We start from the raw sequence: 24,970 nt of genomic DNA on the forward strand, positions 1-24,970 counted from the left end.
ATTGAGCACGCCTGCGCCGTCGCCGCTGCGCCGTCGCAAATCAAAAGGGCCGAATCCCGCACGCCGCGGGATTCGGCCCTTCGTTCATCCGGCCGGCGCGTGCGCGCCGACGTTCAGCGTGCGTCCTTCACGTCCTTCGCATCCTTCGAGAATTGCACCGCGATCGCGCCGAGCACGCAGATCGCCGCGACGTACACGACCGGTGCGAGCGGATTCGACTTCATCATCAGCGACACGATCACCGGCGTGAGGCCGCCGAAGATCGCATACGCGACGTTGTACGAGAACGAGATGCCCGAGAAGCGCACGACGGCCGGGAAGCTCTTGACCATCACGAACGGCACCGCGCCGATCGTGCCGACCATGAAGCCCGCGATCCCGTAGTAGAGCGGCAGTGTCGACGCATCGGCCGCGACCTGCGCGAACAGCAGGTAATAGCACGCGGCCAGCCCGATGCCGCCGATCGCGAGCACGCGCTTGGCGCCGATCCAGCCCGCGAGCGAGCCGGCGGTGATGCAGCCGGCCGTCAGGCACAGCGTCGCGACGCTGTTCGCGAACAGCGTCGTCGCGGGCGACAGGTGGAACTGCTTTTGCAGCAGTGCGGGCGTCATCAGGATCACGACGACGATCGCGGCCGACAGCATCCACGTGAGCAGCATCGACACGATCACCGCGCGGCCGTGGTCGCGCAGCACCGCCTTCAGCGGAATCTCGGCCGCGAGCGCCTTCTTCGCCTTCATCTCGGCGAATACCGGCGTTTCGTGCAGCCAGCGGCGCAGGTACACGGAGAACAGCCCGAACACGCCGCCGAGCAGGAACGGGATCCGCCACGCGAACGCGCCGACTTCCGCCGCGGAGTAGCGGCTGTTGATGCCGGCCGCGACGAGCGAGCCGAGCAGGATGCCGGCCGTGAGGCCCGCGGTCAGCGTGCCGCATGCATAGCCGATATGGCGCGACGGCACGTGCTCGGACACGAACACCCACGCGCCCGGCACTTCGCCGCCCACCGCCGCGCCCTGCAGCACGCGGAACAGCAGCAGCAACACCGGCGCGAGGATGCCGATCGTGTCGTAGGTCGGCAGCAGGCCCATCAGCAGCGTCGGCACCGACATCATCAGCACGCTCAGCGTAAACATGCGCTTGCGGCCGAACAGGTCGCCGAAGTGCGCCATGATCACGCCGCCGAGCGGGCGCGCGAGATAGCCGGCCGCGAAGATGCCGAACGTCTGCAACTGGCGCAGCCAGTCGGGAATGTCGTGCGGGAAGAAGAGTTGTCCTATCGCCGGCGCGAAGAACACGAAGATGATGAAGTCGTAGAACTCGAGGGCGCCGCCGAGTGCGGCAAGGCCAAGGGTCTTGTAGTCGCTGCGCGTGAGCGCGCGTTCGGCGGCGCGAGGCACGCCGCTCAATTCGGAAGCTTGCATGGTCAGGACGATCGGTTTTCGAATGTAGTTGTCGGTGCTGCGTCTCCAGGGCCCGCTTTTCGGCATGGACTGGCAAGGCGCGGCTTGCGTCGTCGAGGCGTGCCGCGTGCCGGGTGAGGCGCGAAACACGTGCCGCCGCACCAGGATGGGGCGCGGCGCGGACGAAGCGTCAAAGCGGGTGGGGGGGATTCTACAGGAGCGCGAAATGCCTGCGCGCGGGCGTGCGCCGGGAACGGCTTCGGACCATGCCGCCGAAGCGCGCGCGGCGCGGGCGGCCGGTGAGCCGCTGGCGCGCCGCGCGGGGCAAGGTCTCGCTGGTCAGTTGCCGGCGATCGTATCGACCGGCTTGAACGCGCCGCGCTCGACCTTGTAGATCGTCACCGGCGCATCCTTCAGGTCGCCCTTCGTGTCGTACGCGATGCTGGGCGCCGACACGCCCTTGATCGAGACCTTGCCGAGATACGGCGTATACACCTTCGGATCGGTCGAGTTCGCGTCCTTCATCGCGGTGAGCAGCGCGATCGTGCCGTCGTACGAGTACGGCGAGTACGTGATCACGTCTTCGTTGAACCGCGCCTTGTAGCGTGCCGCGTAGCCGGAGAAGCCCGGCATCTTTTCCTTCGGCAGCCCGCCCATGTAGACGATCGCGCCTTCGGCCGCGTCGCCGCCGACCTTCAGGAACGTCGGCGAGCGCGACATCTCGCCCGTCACGAACGCCGACTTCATCCCGAGCTGGCGCATCTTGCGGATCATCGGCGACGATTGCGCGTCGCCGCCGCCGTAGAACACCGCGTCCGGATTCACGCCCTTCAGGTTGGTCAGGATCGCCGAGAAATCGAGCGCCTTGTCGTTCGTGAAGTCGCGCTTGACGATCGTGCCGCCCGCCGCTTCCACGGCCTTCGCGAATTCGTCGGCGATGCCCTGGCCGTAGGCCGTGCGGTCGTCGATGATCGCGATGCGCTTGAAGCGCAGCGTCTTCACCGCGTACGTGCCGACGATGCGGCCGGCCTGCGCGTCGCTCGTCAGCAGCCGGTAGGTCGTCTTGTAGCCGCGCGCCGTGTATTGCGGCGACGTCGCCATCGAGATCTGCGGCAGCCCCGCGCGATCGTACAGGTCGGACGCGGGAATGCTCGTGCCGGAGTTGAAGTGGCCGATGATCCCGCGGACGTTGCCGTCGATCAGCCGCTGTGCGACGGTCGTGCCGGTGCGCGGGTCGGCCTGGTCGTCCTGCGAGTCGAGCTGGAACGTGACGGGCTTGCCGCCGATCGTCGGATGCGTCGCGTTGAAATCGGCGATCGCGAGTTGCACGCCCTTCTGCATGTCCGTGCCGTAATTCGACTGCGGGCCGGTCAGCGGCGCGGCGAAACCGATCTTGACGACGTCGGCGGCGACGGCGTGCGCGCCCGACAGTGCGCAGGCAGCGGCCAGCGCGACGTGCGATACCTTCAGCTTCACTTTCACTTCCCCTTGATGGCGTGGTTGGGCCGCCGCCGGCATGCGGGCCGGCGCCGGTAAACCGGGCGAGACGGTTCGGTCCGCAAGCCGATGCGCAGGCCATGCAGGCGTGCCGCCTGCTGCGCAGGCTGTGCCGGAATCGGCGTGCGCGACCGTGGATGCGGCGAGCGTGCATGCCGATTGCGGCAGCGGCGGGAGGTCGTCTCGCGACCGTGAAGCGAAGTCTAGGTAACGAAAATACGGGCGTCTTGCGCGTTCGATGCGTGGCCGGCGACGATATCGGCATATCGTCGATTACCCTGATATATGCCGAAATCGTCATGGCGAATGCGCAAACCCGCCAAGACGCGGGTCGCCGGCATTTTTAGGATGACGGATCCGGTGCGCGGCGCCGGCTGCGGCGAAGGCGGAACGGTCGCCGGCCCGCACGCCGGGCGCGTTGGTTGCGTGCGCAACCAGCATTGCCCCTCCGATGGAACCTGTCGGGGCGCGCGATGCCGCCGGCCACCGTCTTGCCCGCCCCGCGTTCGATGCGACGCGATCGAAGGGGCGCTCCTATAATCGACGCCATCTGCCACTCGCTTCGCGGTTGCCGGGATGACGACCTTGCCTGCCGTACCGCCCATGAGCCTGTCCGACACGTTGCGCGACCCGCCCGACAACGCCGATTTCGGCGCGATGCTCGCGCATTTCCGTCTGCTCGAACCGGTGTTCGATGCGTTGCCGGACGTCGCGTTCTTCGTGAAGGATGCGAGCGGCCGCTACGCGCTCGTCAACCGCACGCTGGCGATGCGCTGCGGCTACAAGGACAAGCGCGACCTGCTCGGCAAGACGGCCGACGAGGTGTTTCCGCGCCGCTTCGGCCGCAGCTATTTCGAACAGGACATGGCGACGATCAACGCCGGCCAGCAGTTGATGGATCAGCTCGAGCTGCACCTGTATCCGGGCCGTCAGCCGGGCTGGTGCCTGACCTGCAAGGAGCCGCTGCGCGACGCCGCGGGCCGGGTGGTCGGCCTCGCGGGCATCTCGCGCGACCTGAAGGCGCACGAGGGATCGCACCCGGCGTACAGCCGGCTCGCCGACGTGGTCCAGCACATCCAGGATCACTACGTGCAGCCGCTGAACCTGAAGCAACTCGCGCAGATGGCCGGGATGTCGGTCGCGCAGCTCGAACGCTACTTCCACAAGGTGTTCCATCTGACGCCGCGCCAGGTGCTGCTGAAGACGCGGCTCGACGCGGCCACCGCGCTGCTCGTCACGCACGACAAGGTGACCGACGTCGCCGCGCTATGCGGCTACACGGATCACAGCGCGTTCACGCGCCAGTTCAAGGCGACGGTCGGCGTGACGCCGACGGAATACCGGTTGATGCTGCAGGAGCGGGCGGGGTGACGCCACTCGCCGGCGTGGCCGGCGCGTCGCGGGGATCGGGGTAAGGCGGTAAGGCGGTAAGGCGGTAAGGCGGTAAGGCGGTAAGGCGGTAAGGCGGTAAGGCGGTAAGGCGGGAAAGGCTGAAGCCGGCGGCTCAGCGGTAGCCGAGCCCTTTCAGGACGGCCGTGCCGTCTTCGGTCAGCCGGAAGCTCGGGGCCGTATCGGGGTCGAGCTTGACCATTTCGACGAGGCCGGCTTCCTGCAGCGCGGGCAATTCGGGTTTGGCGTTCGCGCCGATCGGTGCGTGCAGCAGCACGAGCAGCGTCGCGATTTCATGATGACTGAGCAGGCGGCGCAGCATCGTCTTCTTTGCAGGGGGCGCGGCCGGGCGGCCCGCGGGTGCTTCTACGGCGCTCATCGCTTTCCTCCTTTTCGAGATAACCATCGGGTACTGGCTGCGGATGGTGCCGTCGCAGACTTAAGCGATTCTTAAAATCGGGGCGGGCAGCGCGATGCTGCACTGCGGTACGGGTTACGGGATATAACTCAGGGTCATCCTCAGAGGCCGCCTCCCGGCGTTTCCGCGCCTTGAACACCCCGCCCAAGCGACGGCCTGCCGTTATACACACAACTACACAAAAATACTTGTGCCCTCCTTGTTCGTGTGTATAATTACACACAAGCACAGCGGAGGAGCCATGAGTTCAACAGAGCTTATCCGGATGCTAGAAGAGGACGGCTGGTTTTTGGTAAGAACGAAAGGCAGCCACCACCACTTCAAACACCCCACGAAGCCGGGGCTTGCGACGGTTCCACACCCGAACAAGGACCTGCCAATGGGGACAACAAAGAGCATCCTGAAAACCGCTGGTCTGAAGTGACCGGCGGTTTTTTACCGACCCAACAGGATGCAGGGGAAGGAAGCAGTACTTTTAAAATTGATGCAACCAAGGTCGCTTCACATAAGACGAATGTCAATAAGCGGTACATAAGAGAAGCTAGTGCTACCACGGAAGCAGGACAACAAAGGAATGGCAAACATGGAATTTCCCATCGCAATCCATAAGGACGATGGGACCGTCTACGGAGTGATTGTTCCGGATATACCGGGCGTTCATTCCTGGGGCGAGACCATCGATGATGCAATCAGGAACACAAAAGAAGCAATCGTCTCTCATGTCGAGACCTTAATCGAGCTGGGCGAGGACGTCGCCTTTAATTGCTCGACCATCGAAAATTTGGCAAGCAACCCGGACTACGCAGGGGCTGTGTGGGCTTTCGTGAGCGTTGACTTATCTCAGCTTGACTCGAAGCCTGAGCGTATTAACATAAGTTTGCCAAGATTTGTACTTCATAAGATTGACGCGTATGTGGCATCCCGTCACGAAACCAGGAGTGGTTTCCTGGCGCGTGCGGCGTTGGAGGCCTTACATGAAGCGCATGCCAAACCTGCATGAAGATGCGCCGTTAATCTTACAAGCCCGCAGAGATGCGGGCTTTTTTATGAGCGTCCCCGGGCCGATCGCGGTGACCCGCGCGGGCTGATCCGCGGCTGTCTCGTTCGCCACGATGGTGCGCGCGGGACGTGCCTCCTTGCTTCAACCGCGGACCACCTCCACTGTCGATGCCCACGATACCCGATTCGCCCTATTTCCTGCGCTGCGCCTGCGCAGCGAGCCGCACGGCCGCATTCGCCGCGCCATAGCCGTCGTACCCGCCGCGCCGCTCGACGATCTCGAGCGAGAAGCGGTTGTCGACCAGTTCCGTATAGGCGTGCAGGAATTCGCCGCCGTCCTCGTCGCGGTCGTAGAGCAGGTGGTGCGCGCTCAGCGTGTCGATCAGTTCGTCCGGCAGCGCGTAACGCGCGGCGAGATCGTCGTAGTAGTTGGCCGGAATGCGCAGGAACGGAACGCCGTCGGCCGCGAACGCGGCGACCGTCTTCACGATGTCGTCGGTGCGGAACGCGACGTGGTTCAGCCCCGTGCCGTGGTAGCGGTCGAGCGATTCGGCGACGGCCGTATGACGGTCGACCGATGCGTTCAGCGCGATCCGCACCGAGCCGTCGGCGCTGCGCACCGCGCGGCTGCGCATCAGCCCGTACGGATCGGGCACGAGCCAACTGCGCTCGGCCTCGAAGCCGAACGCCGTCTTGAAGAACAGGATCCAGGTGTCGAGCGCGTCGGCCGGCAGCGCGAGGCACACGTGATCGATGCCCGTCAGCGGGCCGACTTCGGTCGGGCCGTCGATGTCGGTCAGCACGAAGTCCGATTCGTACAGCGTCGGCGCATCCGGCGCTTCGTCGACGAAATATTCGAGGCTGCCGTCCGGCGCCTTCACGCTCGGCAGCACGCGCTCGTTCGGCCCGACGCGGCCGGAGAACGGCGCATAGCCGAAGCCGGCCGCACGTTCGAACGCCACTTTCGCGTCGTCGACGCGAAACGCCGACGCGCACAGCGACAGCCCGTGCTGCTGGAAGAACGCATCGGCGAACGAGTCGCGCTCGGCATTGAGCACGATCGATGCGGCGCCGTGCTGGAACAGCGTCACGTCCTTCGAGCGATGCCTGCCGGCGAGCCGGAAGCGCATCCGGCCGAGCCATTCGCCGACGGTCGCCGCCGCCTGCGCGTCGACCGCGAATTCGATGAACTGGAACCCGACGTGCGCGGGCGGCGCGGGCGGCGCGAACAGCGGCTGGCTGGCGGCCGGCGCGCGGCCCTCCTGGGCGAGCCGCGCGCGCGTCAGGTCTTCCAGATAGAGCAGCGAGCGATGGCCGTCGGCGGCCGTGAGCGCGGTCGGCGCCGCGCGGAAGCCGTCGTTGAAGATCTCCAGCGACAGCGGCCCCGTGTAGCCCGACTCGATCACGCGCGCGGTGAAGCGCGCCAGGTCGAAGTCGCCCTGGCCCGGGAACGAGCGGTAGTGGCGGCTCCATTCGATCACGTCCATCACGAGCTTCGGCGCGTCGGCGATCTGCACGAAGGCGATCCGGTCCCCGGGGATGTCGGCGATCGCGTCCGGCGAATCGTCGAGCGACAGCGTGTGGAAGCTGTCGAGCGCGAGGCCGAGATGCGGGCTGTTCACCGCATTCACGAGCTTCCACGCGTGGCCGTACCGCTTCACGACGCGGCCCCACGCGAGTGCTTCGTACGCGGCCACCACGCCGGCCTGCCGCGCGGCTTCGGCGAGCACGCCGAGCTGGTCGACGAGCAACGCGTCGTCGGCGATCGTGTCGGCCGCCACGCTGCTGCAGACGAGGATGCGGTCGGTGCCGAGCGCATGCATCACGTCGAACTTGCGCTTGATGCGGTCGAGATTGCGCGCGAGCTGGGCCGCGCTCACGCCCTCGAAGTCGCGAAACGGCTGGAACAGCACGATGTCGAGGCCCAGATCGGCGGCCATGCGCCGGACGTCGGCCGGCGATCCGTCGAAGTAGACGAGGTCGTTTTCGAAGATTTCGACGCCGTCGAAGCCCGCGGCCTGGATGGCGGCGAGTTTCTCGGCGAGCGTGCCGGACAGGGACACGGTGGCGATCGAGCGCTGCATGGGCGATTCCTGCGGATGAGCGGGGTATGGCGCCGCTCGAACCGACCCTGAATGAACCAGTCGTTGAGTTCGGCGCGCGCGCCATATCCCGAATTTACTAGGCTAGCGATGCGTATTGTACAAACTAACTAGATGGTACAAATTAGCGAAAACCCGAAAAGACAGCCCGCTCGCCCGGGCGCACACTAGCGCCAAATTCCGATGTCTTCGGGGCGGCGCCGATCGTGGTCCGCCCCTGTTTCAGGAGCAGAAACACGATGAGCAAGCACAAGGTGCTGGTACTGAACGGCCCGAACCTGAATCTGCTGGGCACGCGCGAGCCGCATATCTACGGCGCGGAAACGCTCGCGGATCTCGAGCAGCGCTGCCGCACGGCGGCGGAAGGGCTCGGGCTCGACATCGACTTTCGCCAGTCGAATGCCGAGCACCAGCTGATCGACTGGCTGCATGCCGCGCGTCACGACACGCACGGCATCGTGATCAACCCTGCCGCCTATACGCATACGTCGGTGGCGCTGGCCGACGCGCTTTCCGCGATCGCGAAGCCGGTGATCGAAGTGCATATCTCGAACGTCCATCGCCGCGAGGCGTTCCGCCACCATTCGTACGTGTCGGCGCTCGCCGAAGCCGTGATCTGCGGCTGCGGCACCGAGGGCTACGTGTTCGCGCTGCAGCGCCTGGCGACGCTGTTCGCGAAGGAAGCCGCACGATGAGCCGCCCGTCGTTTCTGATCGGCCTGATCGGCCAGGGTATCGGCGGTTCGCTGTCGCCCGCGATGCACGAGGAAGAAGGCTTCCGCCAGGGTTTCGGCTACGTGTATCGGCGCCTCGATCTCGACGTGCTCGGCGTGAGCGTCGACGCGCTGCCGCAACTGCTCGATGCCGCGCAGCGGATGGGCTACAACGGGCTGAACATCACGCACCCGTGCAAGCAGCGCGTGATCGAGCACCTCGACGCGTTGTCGGATGACGCGCGCGCGCTCGGCGCGGTGAATACCGTGCTGTTCAAGGACGGCAAGCGGATCGGCCACAACACCGACTGGTCGGGCTTCGCGAAATCGTTCGGCCGAGGGCTGCCCGGCGCGTCGCTCGAACGCGTCGTCCAGCTCGGCGCGGGCGGCGCGGGCGCGGCCGTCGCGCACGCGGCGCTGCAGATGGGCGCAGCCGAACTCACGATCTTCGACGTCGACGGCACGCGCGCCACCGCGCTCGCGGCCGAGCTGCAGCAGCGCTTCCCCGCCGCGCAGGTCGTGTCGGGCGGCGCGCCGTCCGGCGGCGCGCTCGCGGCCGCGATGCGCGCCGCGACCGGCCTGATCCACTGCACGCCGACCGGCATGGCCAAGCATCCGGGCCTGCCGCTGCCGGCCGACTTGCTGCACGCGGGCATGTGGGTGGCCGACATCGTGTATTTCCCGCTCGAAACCGAACTGATCCACGCCGCGCGCGCGGCCGGCTGCGCGACGCTGCCGGGCGGCGGGATGGCCGTGTACCAGGCCGTCGACGCGTTCGAGCTCTTCACCGGGCGCACGCCCGACGCCGAGCGGATGTTCGATCACTTTCAGTCGCTCGTCGCGCGCTGACCCCTCACAGACACACAAAGAGACCAGGAGACGACCATGCAGCACACCACCCACACGAGCGCCGCGTCGGCGCAGGCGGCCGGCACGGTCCGGCGCACGTCGGCGCGCTACAAGATCCTCGCGCTGCTCGCGATCGGCACGATGATCAACTATCTCGACCGCACCGTGCTGGGCGTGGCTGCGCCGCAGCTCACCAAGGAGCTCGGCATCAATGCGGCCGTGATGGGCATCATGTTCTCCGCGTTTTCGTGGACGTACGTGGCGATGCAGGTGCCCGGCGGCCTGTTCCTCGACCGCTTCGGCAGCAAGATCACCTATTACTGGTCGATGACGCTGTGGTCGCTGTGCACGTTCCTGCAAGGCTTCGTGCCGGGCGTCGCGACGTTGCTCGCGTGCCGCCTCGGTCTCGGCGTGACGGAAGCGCCGTGCTTCCCGACCAACAGCCGCGTCGTCGCGACGTGGTTCCCGCAGAACGAACGCGCGATGGCGACGGGCACCTATACCGTCGGCGAATACATCGGCCTCGCGTTCTTCAGCCCGGTGCTGTTCGCGCTGATGGGCGCGTTCGGCTGGCGCTCGCTGTTCTGGGTCGTGGGCGCGGTCGGCATTGCGTTCGGCTTCGTCTGGTGGAAGTTCTACCACGAGCCGCGCAACCATCCGGGCGCGAACGCGGCGGAACTGGCCTATATCGAGGCGGGCGGCGGTCTCGTTCATGGCGCGCGCAAGAACGGCGACAAGGGCGATCAGCCGGCGCAGGCCAAGTTCAGTTGGTCGATGGTTGGCCAACTGGTGAAGAAGCGCCAGCTCGCGGGCATCTGCCTCGGCCAGTTCGCCGGCAATTCGACGCTCGTGTTCTTCCTGACCTGGTTCCCGACCTATCTGGCCACCGAGCGCCACATGGGCTGGCTGAAGATCGGCTTCTTCGCGGTGATGCCGTTCATCGCAGCGTCGGTCGGCGTGATGTTCGGCGGCATCTTCTCCGACTGGCTGCTGCGCCGCGGCAAGTCCGCGAACCTCGCGCGCAAGCTGCCGATCATCGCGGGCCTGCTGCTCGCATCGACGATCATTCTCGCGAACTACGTGCAGAGCAACGAAGCCGTGATCGCGATCATGTCGGTCGCGTTCTTCGCGCAGGGCATGGCCGCACTCGGCTGGACGCTCGTGTCGGACATCGCGCCGGACGGCCTGCTCGGCGTGACGGGCGGCATCTTCAACTTCGCGGCGAACCTCGCCGGCATCATCACGCCGCTCGTCGTCGGCTTCATCGTCGCGTCGACCGGCTCGTTCGTCGGCGCGCTCGTGTTCATCGGCGTGATCGCGCTGATCGGTGCGCTGTCGTACATCTTCGTCGTCGGCGACATCAAGCGGATCGAGCTGTAAGTACAGGCTCCCCGCACACACGGTGCGTTCGCCCGGCGGCCATTCGGCCGCCGGGCTTTTTTGTGTGCGCGCGCCGGCGCGCGGGCCGGCATGCACCCCACTTCATGCGTGCTGCATCGCGATGCCGAGCGATTCGACCGCGGCCGCGATGGCGGCGACCGCGCGCCGGATATCGTCCGCGTCGATCGCGCCGATGCAGCCCACGCGGAACGTCTCGAGCCGCGTGAGCTTGCCCGGATACAGGATGAAGCCCGCGTCGCGCACCGCGTCGTAGAAGCGGCGGAAATCGTAGGCCGGATGGTCGGGCGCGTGAAACGTGACGATTACCGGCGCCTGCACGCTCGCGTCGAGGAACGGCACGAAGCCGAGCGCGCGCATCGATTCGATCAGCGTCCGGCAGTTCGCCGCATAGCGTGCGCCGCGCGCCGGCTGGCCGCCTTCGGCGTGGTACTGGTCGAGCGCGGCACGCAGCGCGGCAATCACGTGCGTCGGCGGCGTGAAGCGCCATTGCCCCGTCTTGCGCAGATACGCGTACTGATCGTGGAGATCGAGCGCGAGCGACGGCGAGTGGCCTTCGCTCGCGTCGAGCGCGTCGCGCCGCACGATCGCGAATCCCATTCCCGGCACGCCTTCGAGGCATTTGCCGCTGGCCGAGATCAGCGCGTCGATGCCGCTGCCAGCCAGCGCGATCGGCAGCGCGCCGAACGAACTCATCGCATCGACGATCAGCCGCTTGCCGTGCCGCCGGCACGCGGCCGCGATCGCATCGAGCGGATTCAGGATCCCGGCGCTCGTCTCCAGATGCACGAGCGCGACGTGCGTGATGCGCGGCTCGCGCGCGAACGCGGCCTCGACGGCCGCCGCGTCGACGGCCGCGTCTTCGCCGAACGGCAACGCGATCGCGTCGATGCCCAGCCTGCCGAGAATCTTCAGAATGCGCGCGCAATACGCGCCGTTGTCGGGCACCAGCACGACACCGTCGTGCGGCACCAGCGTACCGAGCGCGGCTTCGACCGAGAACGTGCCGCTCCCCTGCATCGGCACGCACACGTATGCGTCGCCACCGCCGGCGATGGCGACGAGATCGGCGCAGACGCTGGCCGTCAGTTGATTGAAGGCGGCGTCCCACGACCCCCAGTCATGTTGCATTGCGTGGCGTGTTGTGGCGGACGTGGTGAGCGGGCCGGGCGTCAGCAAAATCGGGGCGGGCATGGTTTTTACCTCCAGCAAAGGGCGAAGGAAACGCCGGGCGGCGTTTCTGAATGACTTGCATGATAGTGGCAAAATGTGTCATTTTTTGGAAATTGTGGCATTCGTCACGGCTTTGTCATCTAACGCTGTGATCCTTCGGTTGCCGCGCGACACGCAGCCCGAGCGCGGTAGCGCGGCGGGCCGCGAGGCGGCCTGCCCGGAGATAACAGGAGAGCCGGATCGTGCCCCGGCCGTTTGGTGTTCCGCCTACGGAGAAGTGAGATGACACTGCAGAAACCCTCGCGCGCCGCTGCCGGCGCGTTCCGCAAGCTCGCGCTGGCCGCCTGCGCCGCCGGTCTGCTGCAAGGCGCCGCGCTGCCGGCGCATGCGGCAAGCGCGGTCGTGCTGTACACGGCGGACGGTCTCGAGAATCTCTATCGCGATGTGCTGCCGGCTTTCGAGAAGAAGGAAGGCGTGAAGGTCAACATCGTGACGGCGGGCAGCGGCGAGGTGGTGAACCGCGCGAACATCGAGAAGAGCTCCCCGAAGGCCGACGTGATCGTCACGTTGCCGCCGTTCATCCAGCAGGCCGGCCAGATGGGCCTGCTGCAGCCGTACCAGAGCGTGAACTACAAGAACGTGCCGGCCATCGCGAAGGCCGAGGACGGCACGTGGGCGACGTTCGTGAACAACTACTTCTCGTTCGCGATCAATCCGGACGTCGTGAAAAACCAGCCGAAGACGTTCGCCGACCTGCTCGCGCCGGCCTACGCCGGCAAGGTCGCGTACTCGAACCCGGCCACGGCCGGCGACGGGATGGCCGTGCTGATCCTGACGACGTCGCTGATGGGCGAGGACAAGGCATTCGACTACCTCGCGAAGCTGTCGCAGAGCGTGAAGTTCCACACGAAGGGCACCGGATACCTGAACGTGCTGCTGTCGCGTAACGAGATCAGCGTCGCGAACGGCGATCTGCAGATGGACCTCGACGACGCCGAACACGGCGCGCTGTCCGTCAAGCCGATCTTCCTGGCCGCGAAGGATGGCGACCAGCCGACCACGTTCCAGCTCCCGTACGGCATCGGCCTGATCAAGAGCGGCCCGAACCAGGATGCCGGCAGGAAGCTGATCGACTATCTGATGTCGACGGAGGTGCAGTCGAAGGTGCCGGACATGTACGGCATCCCGGGCCGCACCGACGTGCCGCTGGCCGGCAAGAACGGCGAAGCGGTCAAGAAGGCGATCGCGGGCGTGAAGCTGATTCCGGTCGACTGGAGCCAGGTGATGGCGAAGAAGCCTGAATGGATCGAGCGCTGGAAGAAGGACGTGATCGGCAGCTCGGGCAAGCCGCTCGACGTCGTCAAGCCGAAGTGAGCGGCGCACGCCGCCTGTATCAGCGAGCAAGAGGATGAACCCGGTGGACACCGCCCTGACCCATCCCGGCGCATTCGGCGCCGCCGAACCGCACGCGACGCCGCGGTCCGGCGCGCCGGGCGGCGTGCGGATCGAGCATCTGAGCGTGCGCTACGGCGCACGCACGGTGCTGGACGATCTGTCGCTGTCGATCGGCGCCGGCGAATTTCTGACCGTGCTCGGCAAGAGCGGCTGCGGCAAGACCACGCTGCTGCGCTTCATCGCCGGGTTCGTGAAGGCCGACGGCCTGACCGGCACGCTGACCGTGGCCGGACGCGACCTGACCTATGCGCCGCCGCACAAGCGCAATCTCGGTCTGCTGTTCCAGAATTACGCGCTGTTCCCGCACCTGTCGGTGTTCGAGAACGTCGCATTCGGGCTGCGCGCCCGCGGCATGGCGTCGTCGGAAGTGACGCGCCGCGTCGCCGATGCGCTGAAGCTGGTGCAGCTCGGCGATGCGGGCCACCACCTGCCCGCGCAACTGTCGGGCGGGATGCAGCAGCGCGTCGCGCTGGCGCGCGCGCTCGTGATCGAGCCCGACGTGCTGCTGCTCGACGAGCCGCTGTCGGCGCTCGACGCCAACCTGCGCGCGTCGGTGCGCAGCGAGCTGAAGGCGCTGCACGAGCGCTTGCCGAACCTGACCGTCGTGTGCGTGACGCACGACCGCGACGACGCGCTCGTGCTGTCCGACCGTGCGCTGCTGATGCGCGACGGCCGCATCGCGCAGCTCGGCACGCCGCAGCAGTTGTACGACGCACCGCGCGACGGCTACGTCGCGCGCTATCTCGGCCCGGCGAACCTGTTGCCGCCGCACGTGATCTTCCCGCTCGGCGATCCGCGCCACGAGGTGCGCGACAAGGTCGCGTGCGTGCGCCCCGAGCGCCTGACCGTGATACCGCCCGCCGCCGGTGGCCTGCATGGCACGGTGTCGTCGGTCGAATGGCAGGGCGCGGACCTGTCGATCGCGGTCGTGATCGACGCGGCGCCCGACGAGCCCGTGCGCGTGACGATGCAACGCGGCCGCGGCGCGGCCCCCGAGCGCGGTGCGCGCGTTTCCCTGCATTGCGAGGCAGACGATGTCGTCCTTATCGAGCCCTGAAGCCGGCCTGCCGCCGCACGTGCTCGCGTCGGCCGCCGCGCACGCCGCCGCCGCGCGGCGCCGCAGGCGCATCGGCGACCTGCACCTGGCTGTGCTGGCGATCGTCGTGCTGGGCCCGCTCGTCGTCTATCCGCTGGTGCGGCTCGTGCTGCTGAGCGTGTCGGCCGACCACGGGCTGAGTCTTGCCGCGTACCGTACCTTCTTCGGCAATCCCGACACGCGCAACGTGCTGCTGACGACGCTCGGCGTGCTGTTCGCGAGCGCCGGCACCGCGTCGGTGCTTGGCGTGCTGCTGGCCGCGCTGCTGTTCTTCAGGCCGTTCCCGGGCGCGTCGCTCGTCACGCGTTTCCTGGAGCTGTACGTCGCGTTTCCGTCGTTTCTCGTCGCGTTCACGCTGATCTTCCTGTACGGCTCGCAAGGCTCGATCGGCATCGCGCTGCAACATCTGTTCCATCTCGAGAATCCGCCGCTGGACTTCCTGTTCGGCATAGGCGGCGTGATCCTCGCGCAGACCGTGTTCTACACGCCGTTCGTCGTGCGGCCGACGCTCGCGTCGTTCGCGACGCTCGACCTGCGGCTGATCGAAGCCGCGCGCAGCCTCGGCGCGCCCGGCTGGATGCTCGCGCGCCGCGTCGTGCTGCCGATCGCGTGGCCGGGCATCGCCGCCGGCACCGTGCTGTGCTTCCTGCTGACGTTGAACGAGTTCGGTATCCTGCTCGTGCTCGGCAGTGCGCGGCTCGTCACGCTGCCGGTCGCGATCTACAGCAGCGCAACAGTCGATCTCGACCTGCCGACCGCGTCGGCCGGCGCGGTCGTGATGTTGTCGCTGTCGCTGGCGCTGTATGCGGTTTATCGCCGGGTGAACCGGCGTGCGACGGGAGGAAACGATGTCCGCTGAATTTCGTATCGGGCAGGCCGTGCCGCGTCACCGGATCGGCTGGACCGACGCGTTGCTCGCGCATGCGTCGCGCGCCGCGCTCGCGCTGGCCGCGTTCGCGTGCTTCTGGCTGTTCGTGCTGCCGGTGATCGTCGTCGCGCTGTCGAGCGTGTCGACGCAGTGGTCGGGCACGATCCTGCCGGCCGGCTACAGCCTGCGGTGGTTCGAGCGGCTCGGGTCGCAGGAATACGACGCGCTGCTGACGAGCCTCGAAATCGGCTTCGGCGTCTCGGCGCTCGGGACCCTCGTCGGGTTGTGGCTGGCGCTCGCGCTCGAAGGGCGCGATCGGCGCGGCCTCGGCGCGGTCGTCGACGCGCTCGTGATGGTGCCGAACGGCGTGCCGAGCGTCGTGCTCGGGCTCGCGGTGCTGATCGCGTATCACCAGAAGCCGCTCGACCTGTCGAGCTCCGCGGCGATCGTCGTGCTGGTGCAGCTCGCGCTGATTCTGCCGTTCTGCTATCGCTGCGCGGCCGCCGCGCTGCGTCCGGAGCTGACCGTGCTGCGCGAAGCCGCGGCGAGCCTCGGTGCGCCGCCCGCGATGGTGCTGCGCCGCGTGCTGCTGCCGCAACTCGTGCCGGCGCTGCGCGCGAGCCTCGCGCTTGGCTTCGCGCTGTCGCTCGGCGAGCTCGGCGCGACGCTGACGGTGTATCCGCCCGGTTTCGCGACCGTGCCGATCGTCGTGATCGGGCAGGTGGAGCGCGGCTATTACCTGCCGGCGTCCGCGCTGTCGCTGCTGATGCTCGGCGCGTCGCTCGCGGCGCTGCTGCTGATCGCCGCGCGCGTGCCGCGCGGCAAGCGGGCGGTATCGTGAACGCCGCGTTCGCATTGCGGCGCCCCGGCGAGCAACCGGCCGCCGGCAACGGGTCGGCGAATCTCGCGGGACGCTCGATCGACGTCAACGGCCGACGCTACCGGCTGCCGGTCGAGCCGACCGTCGTCGTCTGTGTCGACGGCTGCGAATACGATTACCTCGAACGCGCGGTGGCGGCTGGCGTCGCACCGTTCATCGCCCGGATGATCGCGGAAGGCACCGCGTGGCGCGGCGATTGCGTCGTGCCGACCTTCACCAACCCGAACAACCTGTCGATCGTCTGCGGCGTGCCGCCGTCGGTCCACGGCATCTGCGGCAACTATTTCTGGGATCCGGCCGCCGACGGCGGGCGCGGCGCCGAAGTCATGATGAACGACCCGGCCTACCTGCGCGCCGGCACGCTGCTCGCGGCGGCGTCCGACGCCGGCGCGCGGGTGGCCGTCGTGACCGCGAAGGACAAGCTGCTCCGGCTGCTCGGCTGGCAACTGAACGGCGTCTGCTTTTCGGCCGAGAAGGCCGCGCAGGCCAATCTCGCGGAAAACGGGATCGTCGACGTGCTCGACTGGGTCGGCCTGCCGTCGCCGGATGTATACAGCGCGGCGTTGTCCGAATTCGTGTTCGCGGCCGGCGTGCGGCTCGCGCAGACGCGCCAGGTCGACCTGATGTACCTGTCCACCACCGACTACGTGCAGCACAAATGCGAGCCGGGCAGTGCCGGCGCGAACGCGTTCTACGCGATGATGGACGGCTATCTCGCGCAGCTCGACGCGCTCGGGTGGGCGATCGGGCTCACGGCCGACCACGGGATGAACGCGAAGCACGATCCGGCGACGGGGCGCCCGAACGTGATCTATCTGCAAGACGCTTTCGACGGCTGGTACGGCACGCAGGCTGCGCGCGTGATCCTGCCGATTACCGATCCGTACGTTGTCCATCACGGCGCGCTCGGTTCGTTTGCGACGATCTACCTGGCGCCGGGCGTCGACCGGGCCGAGGCGATGTGGCGTGTCGGCGGCCTCGACGACGTCGAGCTCGTGCTCGACAACGCGGAAGCCGCGGCACGTTTCGAACTGCCGGCCGACCGGATCGGCGATCTCGTCGTGATCGGCCGTCGCGACATGACGCTCGGCACGCGCGAGCGCGAACACGATCTGTCGGGCCTCACGGTGCCATTGCGTTCGCATGGCGGCGTGTCCGAGCAGGAGGTGCCGCTGCTGTTCAATCGCCGCATCGAGCGGGACGATCCCTCACGTCGCCCGCGCAACTTCGACGTGTTCGATTTCGTGTTGAACCGGATCGCGACATGATGGCTCATCCCCGGCAAGACCACCCGGCGTTCCGCGCCGAGGCGCTGCGGTGGTGCGGCACGCGCGCGCCGCGCGCCCGTGTGTTCGACGTCACCGATCCGTACACCGGCACGCGTGTCGGTACGGCGCCGCTGGCGAGCGTCGACGACGTGCGCGCCGCGTTCGATTACGCGATGGCGTACCGGCCGGCGCTGACGCGCTACGAGCGTTCGCAGATTCTCGAACGTGCGGCCGCGCTGTTGCGCGAACGTGCCGACGAAGCGTCCGACCTGATCACGCTCGAGTCGGGGCTGTCGAAACAGGATTCCCGCTACGAGATCGGCCGTGTCGCCGACGTGCTGAAGTTCGCCGCGGTCGAGGCGTTGCGCGACGACGCGCAGAGTTTTTCGTGCGACCTGACGCCCCACGGCAAGGCGCGGCGCGTGTTCTCGCAGCGCCAGCCGCTCGACGGCGTGATCGTCGCGATCACGCCGTTCAATCATCCGATGAACCAGGTCGCGCACAAGATCGCCCCGGCGATCGCGACCAACAACCGCGTGATCGTGAAGCCGTCGGAGAAGGTGCCGCTGTCGGCGTTCTATCTGGCCGATCTGCTGTACGAAGCCGGGCTGCCGGAGCCGATGCTGCAGGTGCTGACCGGCAACCCGGCCGAAATCGCGGACGAGCTCGTCACGCATCCGCATGCGTCGCTGATCACGTTCACGGGCGGCGTCGCGATCGGCAAGGCGATTGCCGCGCGGGCCGGCTACCGGCGCATCGTGCTGGAGCTGGGCGGCAACGATCCGCTGATCGTCCTCGCCGATGCCGATCTCGACCGTGCGGCGTCGCTGGCGGTGTGCGGGTCGTATCGGAATTCGGGCCAGCGATGTACGGCCGTCAAGCGGATACTGGTGCAGCGCTCGATCGCGCCGGCGTTCACCGACTTGCTCGTCGAAAAGACACGTGCATGGAAACACGGCGATCCGTTCGATCCCGCGAACGAAATGGGCACCGTGATCGACGAAGCGGCGGCGCGGCTGTTCGAGGCGCGCGTCAACGAGGCGGTGGCGCAGGGCGCGCGCCTGCTGACGGGCAACGTGCGGCGCGGCGCGCTGTACGCGCCGACCGTGCTCGACAACGTCGATCCGTCGATGACGATCGTGCGCGAGGAGACGTTCGGGCCCGTGTCGCCCGTCATCGCGTTCGATACGATTGACGACGCGATCCGGATCAGCAACGGCACGGCGTTCGGGCTGTCGTCGGGCGTCTGTACGGACAGCACGGCGGCCGTCGTGCGCTTCGTGAACGAGCTGAAAGTCGGCACGGTGAACGTGTGGGAAGTGCCGGGATACCGGATCGAACTGTCGCCGTTCGGCGGGATCAAGGATTCGGGGCTCGGGTACAAGGAGGGCGTCCAGGAGGCGATGAAGAGCTTCACGAACCTGAAGACGTTCTCGCTGCCTTGGGAGTAAACGAATGGCACTGACGATGGACGAGATTCACGCGCTGTATCGCGAGCATGGCCATGTGGCCTATAGCGGCGAACCGGTCACGCAGCTCGAACATGCATTGCAGAGCGGATTGCTCGCGGAGGAGTCCGGGGCCGACGAAGCGCTGGTCGCGGCGGCGTTCCTGCACGATCTCGGCCATCTGCTGAATCGTCAGGGCGAGACGCCGAGCGCGCGCGGGATAGACGATCTGCACCAGTATTACGTGCTGCCGTTCCTGCGGGCGCTGTTTTCCGACGCGGTGCTGGAACCGATCCGGCTGCACGTCGACGCGAAGCGCTGCCTGTGCCGCACGGACGCCGGCTACTTCGAGAGCCTGTCGCCGGACTCGGTGCGCAGTCTTGCGTTGCAGGGCGGCATTTTCAGCGACGACGAGGCGGCGGCGTTTCTGCAGCGCCCGTACGCGGAGGACGCGCTGCGTCTGCGCCGCTGGGACGACACGGCGAAGAAGCAAGGCAAGGTGACGCCGGATCTCGATCACTATATGGAGATCGTCGCGCGCCAGATGCGCGCGGCCGTCTGACGGGGCCGGCTGCTTGCATATTTAAGGGGCCGCACGCGGCAGCGTGCGGCCCCTTAAATTTTTTGCGAAATCCCTTGCGCGAATGCCGCGAGCTGCTTAGAATCACGCCTCTTTCGCGCTAACGGAAACGCGGCGCGGGAGAAAGGGAAGCGGTGCTGTTGAGGTTCGGTGGTAACGAGCCGCGGCGGCGCAGGAAGTTGGGCCCGCAGTCGCAACGAAGTCGTTCAGAAAGTTGTTGACGAGCTGCGAAACACGGTTCATAATCTCGCTTCTCTGCTGCTGAAAACGCAGCGCTGCTGAGAAACCTCAGGGTTCTCGCAGACATGCTCTTTAAAAATTAACAGCCGATAAGTGTGGGCGCTTGATGAAAGCGAGCTGATCCTCGGATCAGATAGCGAAAGTATCAAGAGTCTCACACTAAAGTAAGTCAGGTTTATGAAGTGATTCATATTCCTGTCAGCTTTGAGTGAGCGACCGGTTCTACGGAACCGAAAACAGTAACAGGTTTGAACTGAAGAGTTTGATCCTGGCTCAGATTGAACGCTGGCGGCATGCCTTACACATGCAAGTCGAACGGCAGCACGGGTGCTTGCACCTGGTGGCGAGTGGCGAACGGGTGAGTAATACATCGGAACATGTCCTGTAGTGGGGGATAGCCCGGCGAAAGCCGGATTAATACCGCATACGATCCATGGATGAAAGCGGGGGACCTTCGGGCCTCGCGCTATAGGGTTGGCCGATGGCTGATTAGCTAGTTGGTGGGGTAAAGGCCTACCAAGGCGACGATCAGTAGCTGGTCTGAGAGGACGACCAGCCACACTGGGACTGAGACACGGCCCAGACTCCTACGGGAGGCAGCAGTGGGGAATTTTGGACAATGGGCGAAAGCCTGATCCAGCAATGCCGCGTGTGTGAAGAAGGCCTTCGGGTTGTAAAGCACTTTTGTCCGGAAAGAAATCCCTGGCTCTAATACAGTCGGGGGATGACGGTACCGGAAGAATAAGCACCGGCTAACTACGTGCCAGCAGCCGCGGTAATACGTAGGGTGCAAGCGTTAATCGGAATTACTGGGCGTAAAGCGTGCGCAGGCGGTTTGCTAAGACCGATGTGAAATCCCCGGGCTCAACCTGGGAACTGCATTGGTGACTGGCAGGCTAGAGTATGGCAGAGGGGGGTAGAATTCCACGTGTAGCAGTGAAATGCGTAGAGATGTGGAGGAATACCGATGGCGAAGGCAGCCCCCTGGGCCAATACTGACGCTCATGCACGAAAGCGTGGGGAGCAAACAGGATTAGATACCCTGGTAGTCCACGCCCTAAACGATGTCAACTAGTTGTTGGGGATTCATTTCCTTAGTAACGTAGCTAACGCGTGAAGTTGACCGCCTGGGGAGTACGGTCGCAAGATTAAAACTCAAAGGAATTGACGGGGACCCGCACAAGCGGTGGATGATGTGGATTAATTCGATGCAACGCGAAAAACCTTACCTACCCTTGACATGGTCGGAATCCTGCTGAGAGGCGGGAGTGCTCGAAAGAGAACCGGCGCACAGGTGCTGCATGGCTGTCGTCAGCTCGTGTCGTGAGATGTTGGGTTAAGTCCCGCAACGAGCGCAACCCTTGTCCTTAGTTGCTACGCAAGAGCACTCTAAGGAGACTGCCGGTGACAAACCGGAGGAAGGTGGGGATGACGTCAAGTCCTCATGGCCCTTATGGGTAGGGCTTCACACGTCATACAATGGTCGGAACAGAGGGTTGCCAACCCGCGAGGGGGAGCTAATCCCAGAAAACCGATCGTAGTCCGGATTGCACTCTGCAACTCGAGTGCATGAAGCTGGAATCGCTAGTAATCGCGGATCAGCATGCCGCGGTGAATACGTTCCCGGGTCTTGTACACACCGCCCGTCACACCATGGGAGTGGGTTTTACCAGAAGTGGCTAGTCTAACCGCAAGGAGGACGGTCACCACGGTAGGATTCATGACTGGGGTGAAGTCGTAACAAGGTAGCCGTATCGGAAGGTGCGGCTGGATCACCTCCTTTCCAGAGCTTCTCGCATAGTTGAGCGCTCACGCTTATCGGCTGTTGATTAAGACAGACTAGCTGTCTGCGGTTTAAACCGGTTATCATGCCGGCCGCTTTCAATAATCTTCAATGACAAACATTCGAATGAAGTTTGATTCGAGTTTTTCTCATTGGCGATTGAGCCAGTCAGAGCGGTACGAAGGATGTATCGGCTGTCGTTCTTTAACAATCTGGAAGAAGTAAGTAATTTGGATAGCGGAAGCGTCTTTGAGATGGACGTGGAAACTATCCGGGTTGTGATTGTATCGATGTATCTCAAGATGATTCGAACTTCATTGTTCGGCTCGATTTTGGAATACGGCACAACGCGAGAACTCAACCTGTAGCGGCTGTCGTCCCCCATGCGGGGATGGGGCCCTCGTAAGCGCTAAAGCGCTAACGATGGCCGACATGAGACAGACTCGTTATAGGGTCAAGCGAACAAGTGCATGTGGTGGATGCCTTGGCGATCACAGGCGATGAAGGACGCGGTAGCCTGCGAAAAGCTACGGGGAGCTGGCAAACGAGCTTTGATCCGTAGATGTCCGAATGGGGAAACCCACTCCTTATGGAGTATCCATGGCTGAATACATAGGCCATGTGAAGCGAACGCGGTGAACTGAAACATCTAAGTAACCGCAGGAAAAGAAATCAACCGAGATTCCCAAAGTAGTGGCGAGCGAAATGGGATGAGCCTTGCACTCTTTATTTGTATTGTTAGCCGAACGCTCTGGAAAGTGCGGCCATAGCAGGTGATAGCCCTGTAGGCGAAAACAGTATGAAAGAACTAGGTGTGCGACAAGTAGGGCGGGACACGTGAAATCCTGTCTGAAGATGGGGGGACCATCCTCCAAGGCTAAATACTCGTGATCGACCGATAGTGAACCAGTACCGTGAGGGAAAGGCGAAAAGAACCCCGGGAGGGGAGTGAAATAGATCCTGAAACCGCATGCATACAAACAGTCGGAGCCTCGCAAGGGGTGACGGCGTACCTTTTGTATAATGGGTCAGCGACTTACGTTCAGTAGCAAGCTTAACCGTATAGGGCAGGCGTAGCGAAAGCGAGTCCGAATAGGGCGTTCAGTTGCTGGGCGTAGACCCGAAACCAGGTGATCTATCCATGGCCAGGATGAAGGTGCGGTAACACGTACTGGAGGTCCGAACCCACTAACGTTGAAAAGTTAGGGGATGAGCTGTGGATAGGGGTGAAAGGCTAAACAAACCTGGAAATAGCTGGTTCTCTCCGAAAACTATTTAGGTAGTGCCTCGTGTCTCACCTTCGGGGGTAGAGCACTGTCATGGTTGGGGGGTCTATTGCAGATTACCCCGCCATAGCAAACTCCGAATACCGAAGAGTGCAATCACGGGAGACAGACATCGGGTGCTAACGTCCGGTGTCAAGAGGGAAACAACCCAGACCGCCAGCTAAGGTCCCCAAATATAGCTAAGTGGGAAACGAAGTGGGAAGGCTAAAACAGTCAGGAGGTTGGCTTAGAAGCAGCCACCCTTTAAAGAAAGCGTAATAGCTCACTGATCGAGTCGTCCTGCGCGGAAGATGTAACGGGGCTAAGCTATATACCGAAGCTGCGGATGCGAGCTTGCTCGCATGGTAGGAGAGCGTTCCGTAAGCCTGCGAAGGTGCCTTGTAAAGGGTGCTGGAGGTATCGGAAGTGCGAATGCTGACATGAGTAGCGATAAAGGGGGTGAAAGGCCCCCTCGCCGTAAGCCCAAGGTTTCCTACGCAACGTTCATCGGCGTAGGGTGAGTCGGCCCCTAAGGCGAGGCAGAAATGCGTAGCTGATGGGAAGCAGGTCAATATTCCTGCACCATTGTTAGATGCGATGGGGGGACGGATCGCGGAAGGTTGTCCGGGTGTTGGACGTCCCGGTCGCTGCATTGGAGAAGGCGCTTAGGCAAATCCGGGCGCGGGATTCAAGGGTGTGGCGCGAGCTCCTTCGGGAGCGAAGCAATTGGAAGTGGTTCCAAGAAAAGCCTCTAAGCTTCAGTCTAACGATGACCGTACCGCAAACCGACACAGGTGGGCGAGATGAGTATTCTAAGGCGCTTGAGAGAACTCGGGAGAAGGAACTCGGCAAATTGGTACCGTAACTTCGGGATAAGGTACGCCCTTGTAGCTTGACTGGCCTGCGCCAGGAGGGTGAAGGGGTTGCAATAAACTGGTGGCTGCGACTGTTTAATAAAAACACAGCACTCTGCAAACACGAAAGTGGACGTATAGGGTGTGACGCCTGCCCGGTGCCGGAAGATTAAATGATGGGGTGCAAGCTCTTGATTGAAGTCCCGGTAAACGGCGGCCGTAACTATAACGGTCCTAAGGTAGCGAAATTCCTTGTCGGGTAAGTTCCGACCTGCACGAATGGCGTAACGATGGCCACACTGTCTCCTCCCGAGACTCAGCGAAGTTGAAGTGTTTGTGATGATGCAATCTACCCGCGGCTAGACGGAAAGACCCCATGAACCTTTACTGTAGCTTTGCATTGGACTTTGAACCGATCTGTGTAGGATAGGTGGGAGGCTATGAAGCCGGAACGCTAGTTTCGGTGGAGCCGTCCTTGAAATACCACCCTGGTTTGTTTGAGGTTCTAACCTTGGCCCGTGATCCGGGTCGGGGACAGTGCATGGTAGGCAGTTTGACTGGGGCGGTCTCCTCCCAAAGCGTAACGGAGGAGTACGAAGGTACGCTAGGTACGGTCGGAAATCGTGCTGATAGTGCAATGGCATAAGCGTGCTTAACTGCGAGACCGACAAGTCGAGCAGGTGCGAAAGCAGGTCATAGTGATCCGGTGGTTCTGTATGGAAGGGCCATCGCTCAACGGATAAAAGGTACTCTGGGGATAACAGGCTGATACCGCCCAAGAGTTCATATCGACGGCGGTGTTTGGCACCTCGATGTCGGCTCATCTCATCCTGGGGCTGTAGCCGGTCCCAAGGGTATGGCTGTTCGCCATTTAAAGAGGTACGTGAGCTGGGTTTAAAACGTCGTGAGACAGTTTGGTCCCTATCTGCCGTGGGCGTTGGATATTTGAAGGGGGCTGCTCCTAGTACGAGAGGACCGGAGTGGACGAACCTCTGGTGTACCGGTTGTCACGCCAGTGGCATCGCCGGGTAGCTATGTTCGGAAGAGATAACCGCTGAAAGCATCTAAGCGGGAAACTCGCCTTAAGATGAGATATCCCTGGAGGCTTGACCTCCTTGAAGGGTCGTTCGAGACCAGGACGTTGATAGGTCGGGTGTGTAAGCGCAGTAATGCGTTCAGCTAACCGATACTAATTGCCCGTAAGGCTTGATCCTATAACAAGTCTGCCTTGTGTCGATGATCGTTAGTGCTTCAGCACTTACGAGCATCCCACGCAGAGCGTCGAGCAGCGAA

Annotated in this window: 18 protein-coding genes and 2 rRNA genes; 15 read left to right on the plus strand and 5 right to left on the minus strand. The window is 64.2% G+C overall.

The window, feature by feature from the left end:
* Positions 1-113: 113 nt before the first annotated feature.
* Both WS64_RS27500 and WS64_RS27505 read right to left on the minus strand, forming a co-directional pair.
* On the minus strand, positions 114-1,424 hold the full coding sequence (locus tag WS64_RS27500) for an MFS transporter (protein WP_059582122.1): 1,311 nt from the start codon (positions 1,422-1,424) through the stop codon (positions 114-116).
* A gap of 318 nt (positions 1,425-1,742) precedes the next feature.
* Positions 1,743-2,921, minus strand: coding sequence for a branched-chain amino acid ABC transporter substrate-binding protein (locus tag WS64_RS27505; protein WP_060968307.1), 1,179 nt, complete (start codon positions 2,919-2,921; stop codon positions 1,743-1,745).
* A 555-nt stretch (positions 2,922-3,476) separates the two neighbouring features.
* Here WS64_RS27505 and WS64_RS27510 point away from each other — a divergent pair.
* Positions 3,477-4,271 carry an AraC family transcriptional regulator gene (locus WS64_RS27510; RefSeq protein WP_059582127.1) on the plus strand — a complete coding sequence of 265 codons (795 nt, stop codon included), beginning with the start codon at positions 3,477-3,479 and terminating at the stop codon, positions 4,269-4,271.
* 133 nt (positions 4,272-4,404) lie between these two features.
* Here WS64_RS27510 and WS64_RS27515 read toward each other — a convergent pair whose 3' ends face one another.
* Entirely contained in the window at positions 4,405-4,668 is a 264-nt protein-coding gene (locus tag WS64_RS27515; protein WP_006489463.1) for a hypothetical protein, read from the minus strand.
* A gap of 280 nt (positions 4,669-4,948) precedes the next feature.
* Here WS64_RS27515 and WS64_RS33745 point away from each other — a divergent pair, with 280 nt between their 5' ends.
* Positions 4,949-5,131, plus strand: coding sequence for a type II toxin-antitoxin system HicA family toxin (locus WS64_RS33745; RefSeq protein ID WP_081059224.1), 183 nt, complete (start codon positions 4,949-4,951; stop codon positions 5,129-5,131).
* A 159-nt stretch (positions 5,132-5,290) separates the two neighbouring features.
* Positions 5,291-5,707, plus strand: coding sequence for a type II toxin-antitoxin system HicB family antitoxin (locus WS64_RS33750; protein ID WP_081103970.1), 417 nt, complete (start codon positions 5,291-5,293; stop codon positions 5,705-5,707).
* A gap of 190 nt (positions 5,708-5,897) precedes the next feature.
* On the opposite strand, the gene WS64_RS27520 is transcribed toward WS64_RS33750, so the two are convergent.
* Positions 5,898-7,790, minus strand: a complete 1,893-nt coding sequence (locus tag WS64_RS27520) for a bifunctional sugar phosphate isomerase/epimerase/4-hydroxyphenylpyruvate dioxygenase family protein (protein ID WP_059582128.1) — start codon at positions 7,788-7,790, stop codon at positions 5,898-5,900.
* Between the two features lie 257 nt (positions 7,791-8,047).
* On the opposite strand from WS64_RS27520, the gene aroQ reads away from it, so the two are divergent.
* Genes aroQ through WS64_RS27535 form a run of 3 tightly spaced genes read left to right on the plus strand, consistent with a single transcriptional unit; the run spans position 8,048 to position 10,749 of the window.
* A complete protein-coding gene (gene aroQ, locus WS64_RS27525) occupies positions 8,048-8,503 on the plus strand; it encodes a type II 3-dehydroquinate dehydratase (protein WP_059641647.1) in 456 nt (151 codons plus the stop codon).
* Complete coding sequence (locus tag WS64_RS27530; protein ID WP_060968308.1) at positions 8,500-9,369, plus strand: shikimate dehydrogenase; 870 nt, start codon at positions 8,500-8,502, stop codon at positions 9,367-9,369. The genes aroQ and WS64_RS27530 overlap by 4 nt, the downstream gene beginning before the upstream one ends.
* 36 nt (positions 9,370-9,405) lie before the next feature.
* Complete coding sequence (locus WS64_RS27535) at positions 9,406-10,749, plus strand: MFS transporter (protein WP_060968309.1); 1,344 nt, start codon at positions 9,406-9,408, stop codon at positions 10,747-10,749.
* A 102-nt stretch (positions 10,750-10,851) separates the two neighbouring features.
* Here the strand turns inward: WS64_RS27535 and WS64_RS27540 are convergent, their stop codons facing one another.
* Positions 10,852-11,961, minus strand: a complete 1,110-nt coding sequence (locus tag WS64_RS27540; RefSeq protein ID WP_060968310.1) for a 2-aminoethylphosphonate--pyruvate transaminase — start codon at positions 11,959-11,961, stop codon at positions 10,852-10,854.
* Positions 11,962-12,222: 261 nt separating this feature from the next.
* On the opposite strand from WS64_RS27540, the gene phnS reads away from it, so the two are divergent.
* The 9 genes from phnS to WS64_RS27590 all read left to right on the plus strand — a co-directional run bounded on the left by phnS (position 12,223) and on the right by WS64_RS27590 (position 24,891).
* Positions 12,223-13,314: a 2-aminoethylphosphonate ABC transporter substrate-binding protein gene (phnS, locus tag WS64_RS27545; RefSeq protein WP_060968311.1), complete on the plus strand. Its 1,092-nt coding sequence runs from the start codon at positions 12,223-12,225 to the stop codon at positions 13,312-13,314.
* Between the two features lie 34 nt (positions 13,315-13,348).
* Positions 13,349-14,452 (plus strand): 2-aminoethylphosphonate ABC transport system ATP-binding subunit PhnT, encoded by a 1,104-nt coding sequence (gene phnT, locus WS64_RS27550; protein ID WP_060968312.1) that lies wholly within the window; start codon positions 13,349-13,351, stop codon positions 14,450-14,452.
* Entirely contained in the window at positions 14,430-15,350 is a 921-nt protein-coding gene (gene phnU, locus WS64_RS27555) for a 2-aminoethylphosphonate ABC transporter permease subunit (RefSeq protein WP_060968313.1), read from the plus strand. Before phnT ends, phnU begins: the two co-directional genes overlap by 23 nt.
* Positions 15,340-16,200 (plus strand): 2-aminoethylphosphonate ABC transport system, membrane component PhnV, encoded by an 861-nt coding sequence (gene phnV, locus WS64_RS27560; RefSeq protein ID WP_060968314.1) that lies wholly within the window; start codon positions 15,340-15,342, stop codon positions 16,198-16,200. Before phnU ends, phnV begins: the two co-directional genes overlap by 11 nt.
* Positions 16,197-17,507 carry a phosphonoacetate hydrolase gene (gene phnA / locus WS64_RS27565; RefSeq protein ID WP_060968315.1) on the plus strand — a complete coding sequence of 437 codons (1,311 nt, stop codon included), beginning with the start codon at positions 16,197-16,199 and terminating at the stop codon, positions 17,505-17,507. Before phnV ends, phnA begins: the two co-directional genes overlap by 4 nt.
* On the plus strand, positions 17,504-18,958 hold the full coding sequence (phnY, locus tag WS64_RS27570; protein WP_060968316.1) for a phosphonoacetaldehyde dehydrogenase: 1,455 nt from the start codon (positions 17,504-17,506) through the stop codon (positions 18,956-18,958). The genes phnA and phnY overlap by 4 nt, the downstream gene beginning before the upstream one ends.
* A 4-nt stretch (positions 18,959-18,962) precedes the next feature.
* Positions 18,963-19,517, plus strand: coding sequence for a phosphonate degradation HD-domain oxygenase (locus WS64_RS27575; RefSeq protein ID WP_060968317.1), 555 nt, complete (start codon positions 18,963-18,965; stop codon positions 19,515-19,517).
* Positions 19,518-20,025: 508 nt separating this feature from the next.
* Positions 20,026-21,558, plus strand: a 16S ribosomal RNA gene (locus WS64_RS27580).
* Positions 21,559-22,010: 452 nt separating this feature from the next.
* Positions 22,011-24,891, plus strand: a 23S ribosomal RNA gene (locus WS64_RS27590).
* Together the 16S and 23S rRNA genes form the textbook arrangement of a ribosomal RNA operon.
* Positions 24,892-24,970: the final 79 nt, after the last annotated feature.

The sequence above is a fragment of the Burkholderia anthina genome (assembly GCF_001547525.1).
Lineage (GTDB): Bacteria > Pseudomonadota > Gammaproteobacteria > Burkholderiales > Burkholderiaceae > Burkholderia > Burkholderia semiarida.

What these genes read in the sequence shown, in the direction of transcription:
- WS64_RS27500 (WP_059582122.1), bottom strand. Translation starts at nt 1,424, where the DNA reads ATGCAAGCTTCCGAATTGAGCGGCGTGCCTCGCGCCGCCGAACGCGCG.
- WS64_RS27505 (WP_060968307.1), bottom strand. Translation starts at nt 2,921, where the DNA reads ATGCCGGCGGCGGCCCAACCACGCCATCAAGGGGAAGTGAAAGTGAAG.
- WS64_RS27510 (WP_059582127.1), top strand. Translation starts at nt 3,477, where the DNA reads ATGACGACCTTGCCTGCCGTACCGCCCATGAGCCTGTCCGACACGTTG.
- WS64_RS27515 (WP_006489463.1), bottom strand. Translation starts at nt 4,668, where the DNA reads ATGAGCGCCGTAGAAGCACCCGCGGGCCGCCCGGCCGCGCCCCCTGCA.
- WS64_RS33745 (WP_081059224.1), top strand. Translation starts at nt 4,949, where the DNA reads ATGAGTTCAACAGAGCTTATCCGGATGCTAGAAGAGGACGGCTGGTTT.
- WS64_RS33750 (WP_081103970.1), top strand. Translation starts at nt 5,291, where the DNA reads ATGGAATTTCCCATCGCAATCCATAAGGACGATGGGACCGTCTACGGA.
- WS64_RS27520 (WP_059582128.1), bottom strand. Translation starts at nt 7,790, where the DNA reads ATGCAGCGCTCGATCGCCACCGTGTCCCTGTCCGGCACGCTCGCCGAG.
- aroQ (WP_059641647.1), top strand. Translation starts at nt 8,048, where the DNA reads ATGAGCAAGCACAAGGTGCTGGTACTGAACGGCCCGAACCTGAATCTG.
- WS64_RS27530 (WP_060968308.1), top strand. Translation starts at nt 8,500, where the DNA reads ATGAGCCGCCCGTCGTTTCTGATCGGCCTGATCGGCCAGGGTATCGGC.
- WS64_RS27535 (WP_060968309.1), top strand. Translation starts at nt 9,406, where the DNA reads ATGCAGCACACCACCCACACGAGCGCCGCGTCGGCGCAGGCGGCCGGC.
- WS64_RS27540 (WP_060968310.1), bottom strand. Translation starts at nt 11,961, where the DNA reads ATGCCCGCCCCGATTTTGCTGACGCCCGGCCCGCTCACCACGTCCGCC.
- phnS (WP_060968311.1), top strand. Translation starts at nt 12,223, where the DNA reads ATGACACTGCAGAAACCCTCGCGCGCCGCTGCCGGCGCGTTCCGCAAG.
- phnT (WP_060968312.1), top strand. Translation starts at nt 13,349, where the DNA reads ATGAACCCGGTGGACACCGCCCTGACCCATCCCGGCGCATTCGGCGCC.
- phnU (WP_060968313.1), top strand. Translation starts at nt 14,430, where the DNA reads ATGTCGTCCTTATCGAGCCCTGAAGCCGGCCTGCCGCCGCACGTGCTC.
- phnV (WP_060968314.1), top strand. Translation starts at nt 15,340, where the DNA reads ATGTCCGCTGAATTTCGTATCGGGCAGGCCGTGCCGCGTCACCGGATC.
- phnY (WP_060968316.1), top strand. Translation starts at nt 17,504, where the DNA reads ATGATGGCTCATCCCCGGCAAGACCACCCGGCGTTCCGCGCCGAGGCG.
- WS64_RS27575 (WP_060968317.1), top strand. Translation starts at nt 18,963, where the DNA reads ATGGCACTGACGATGGACGAGATTCACGCGCTGTATCGCGAGCATGGC.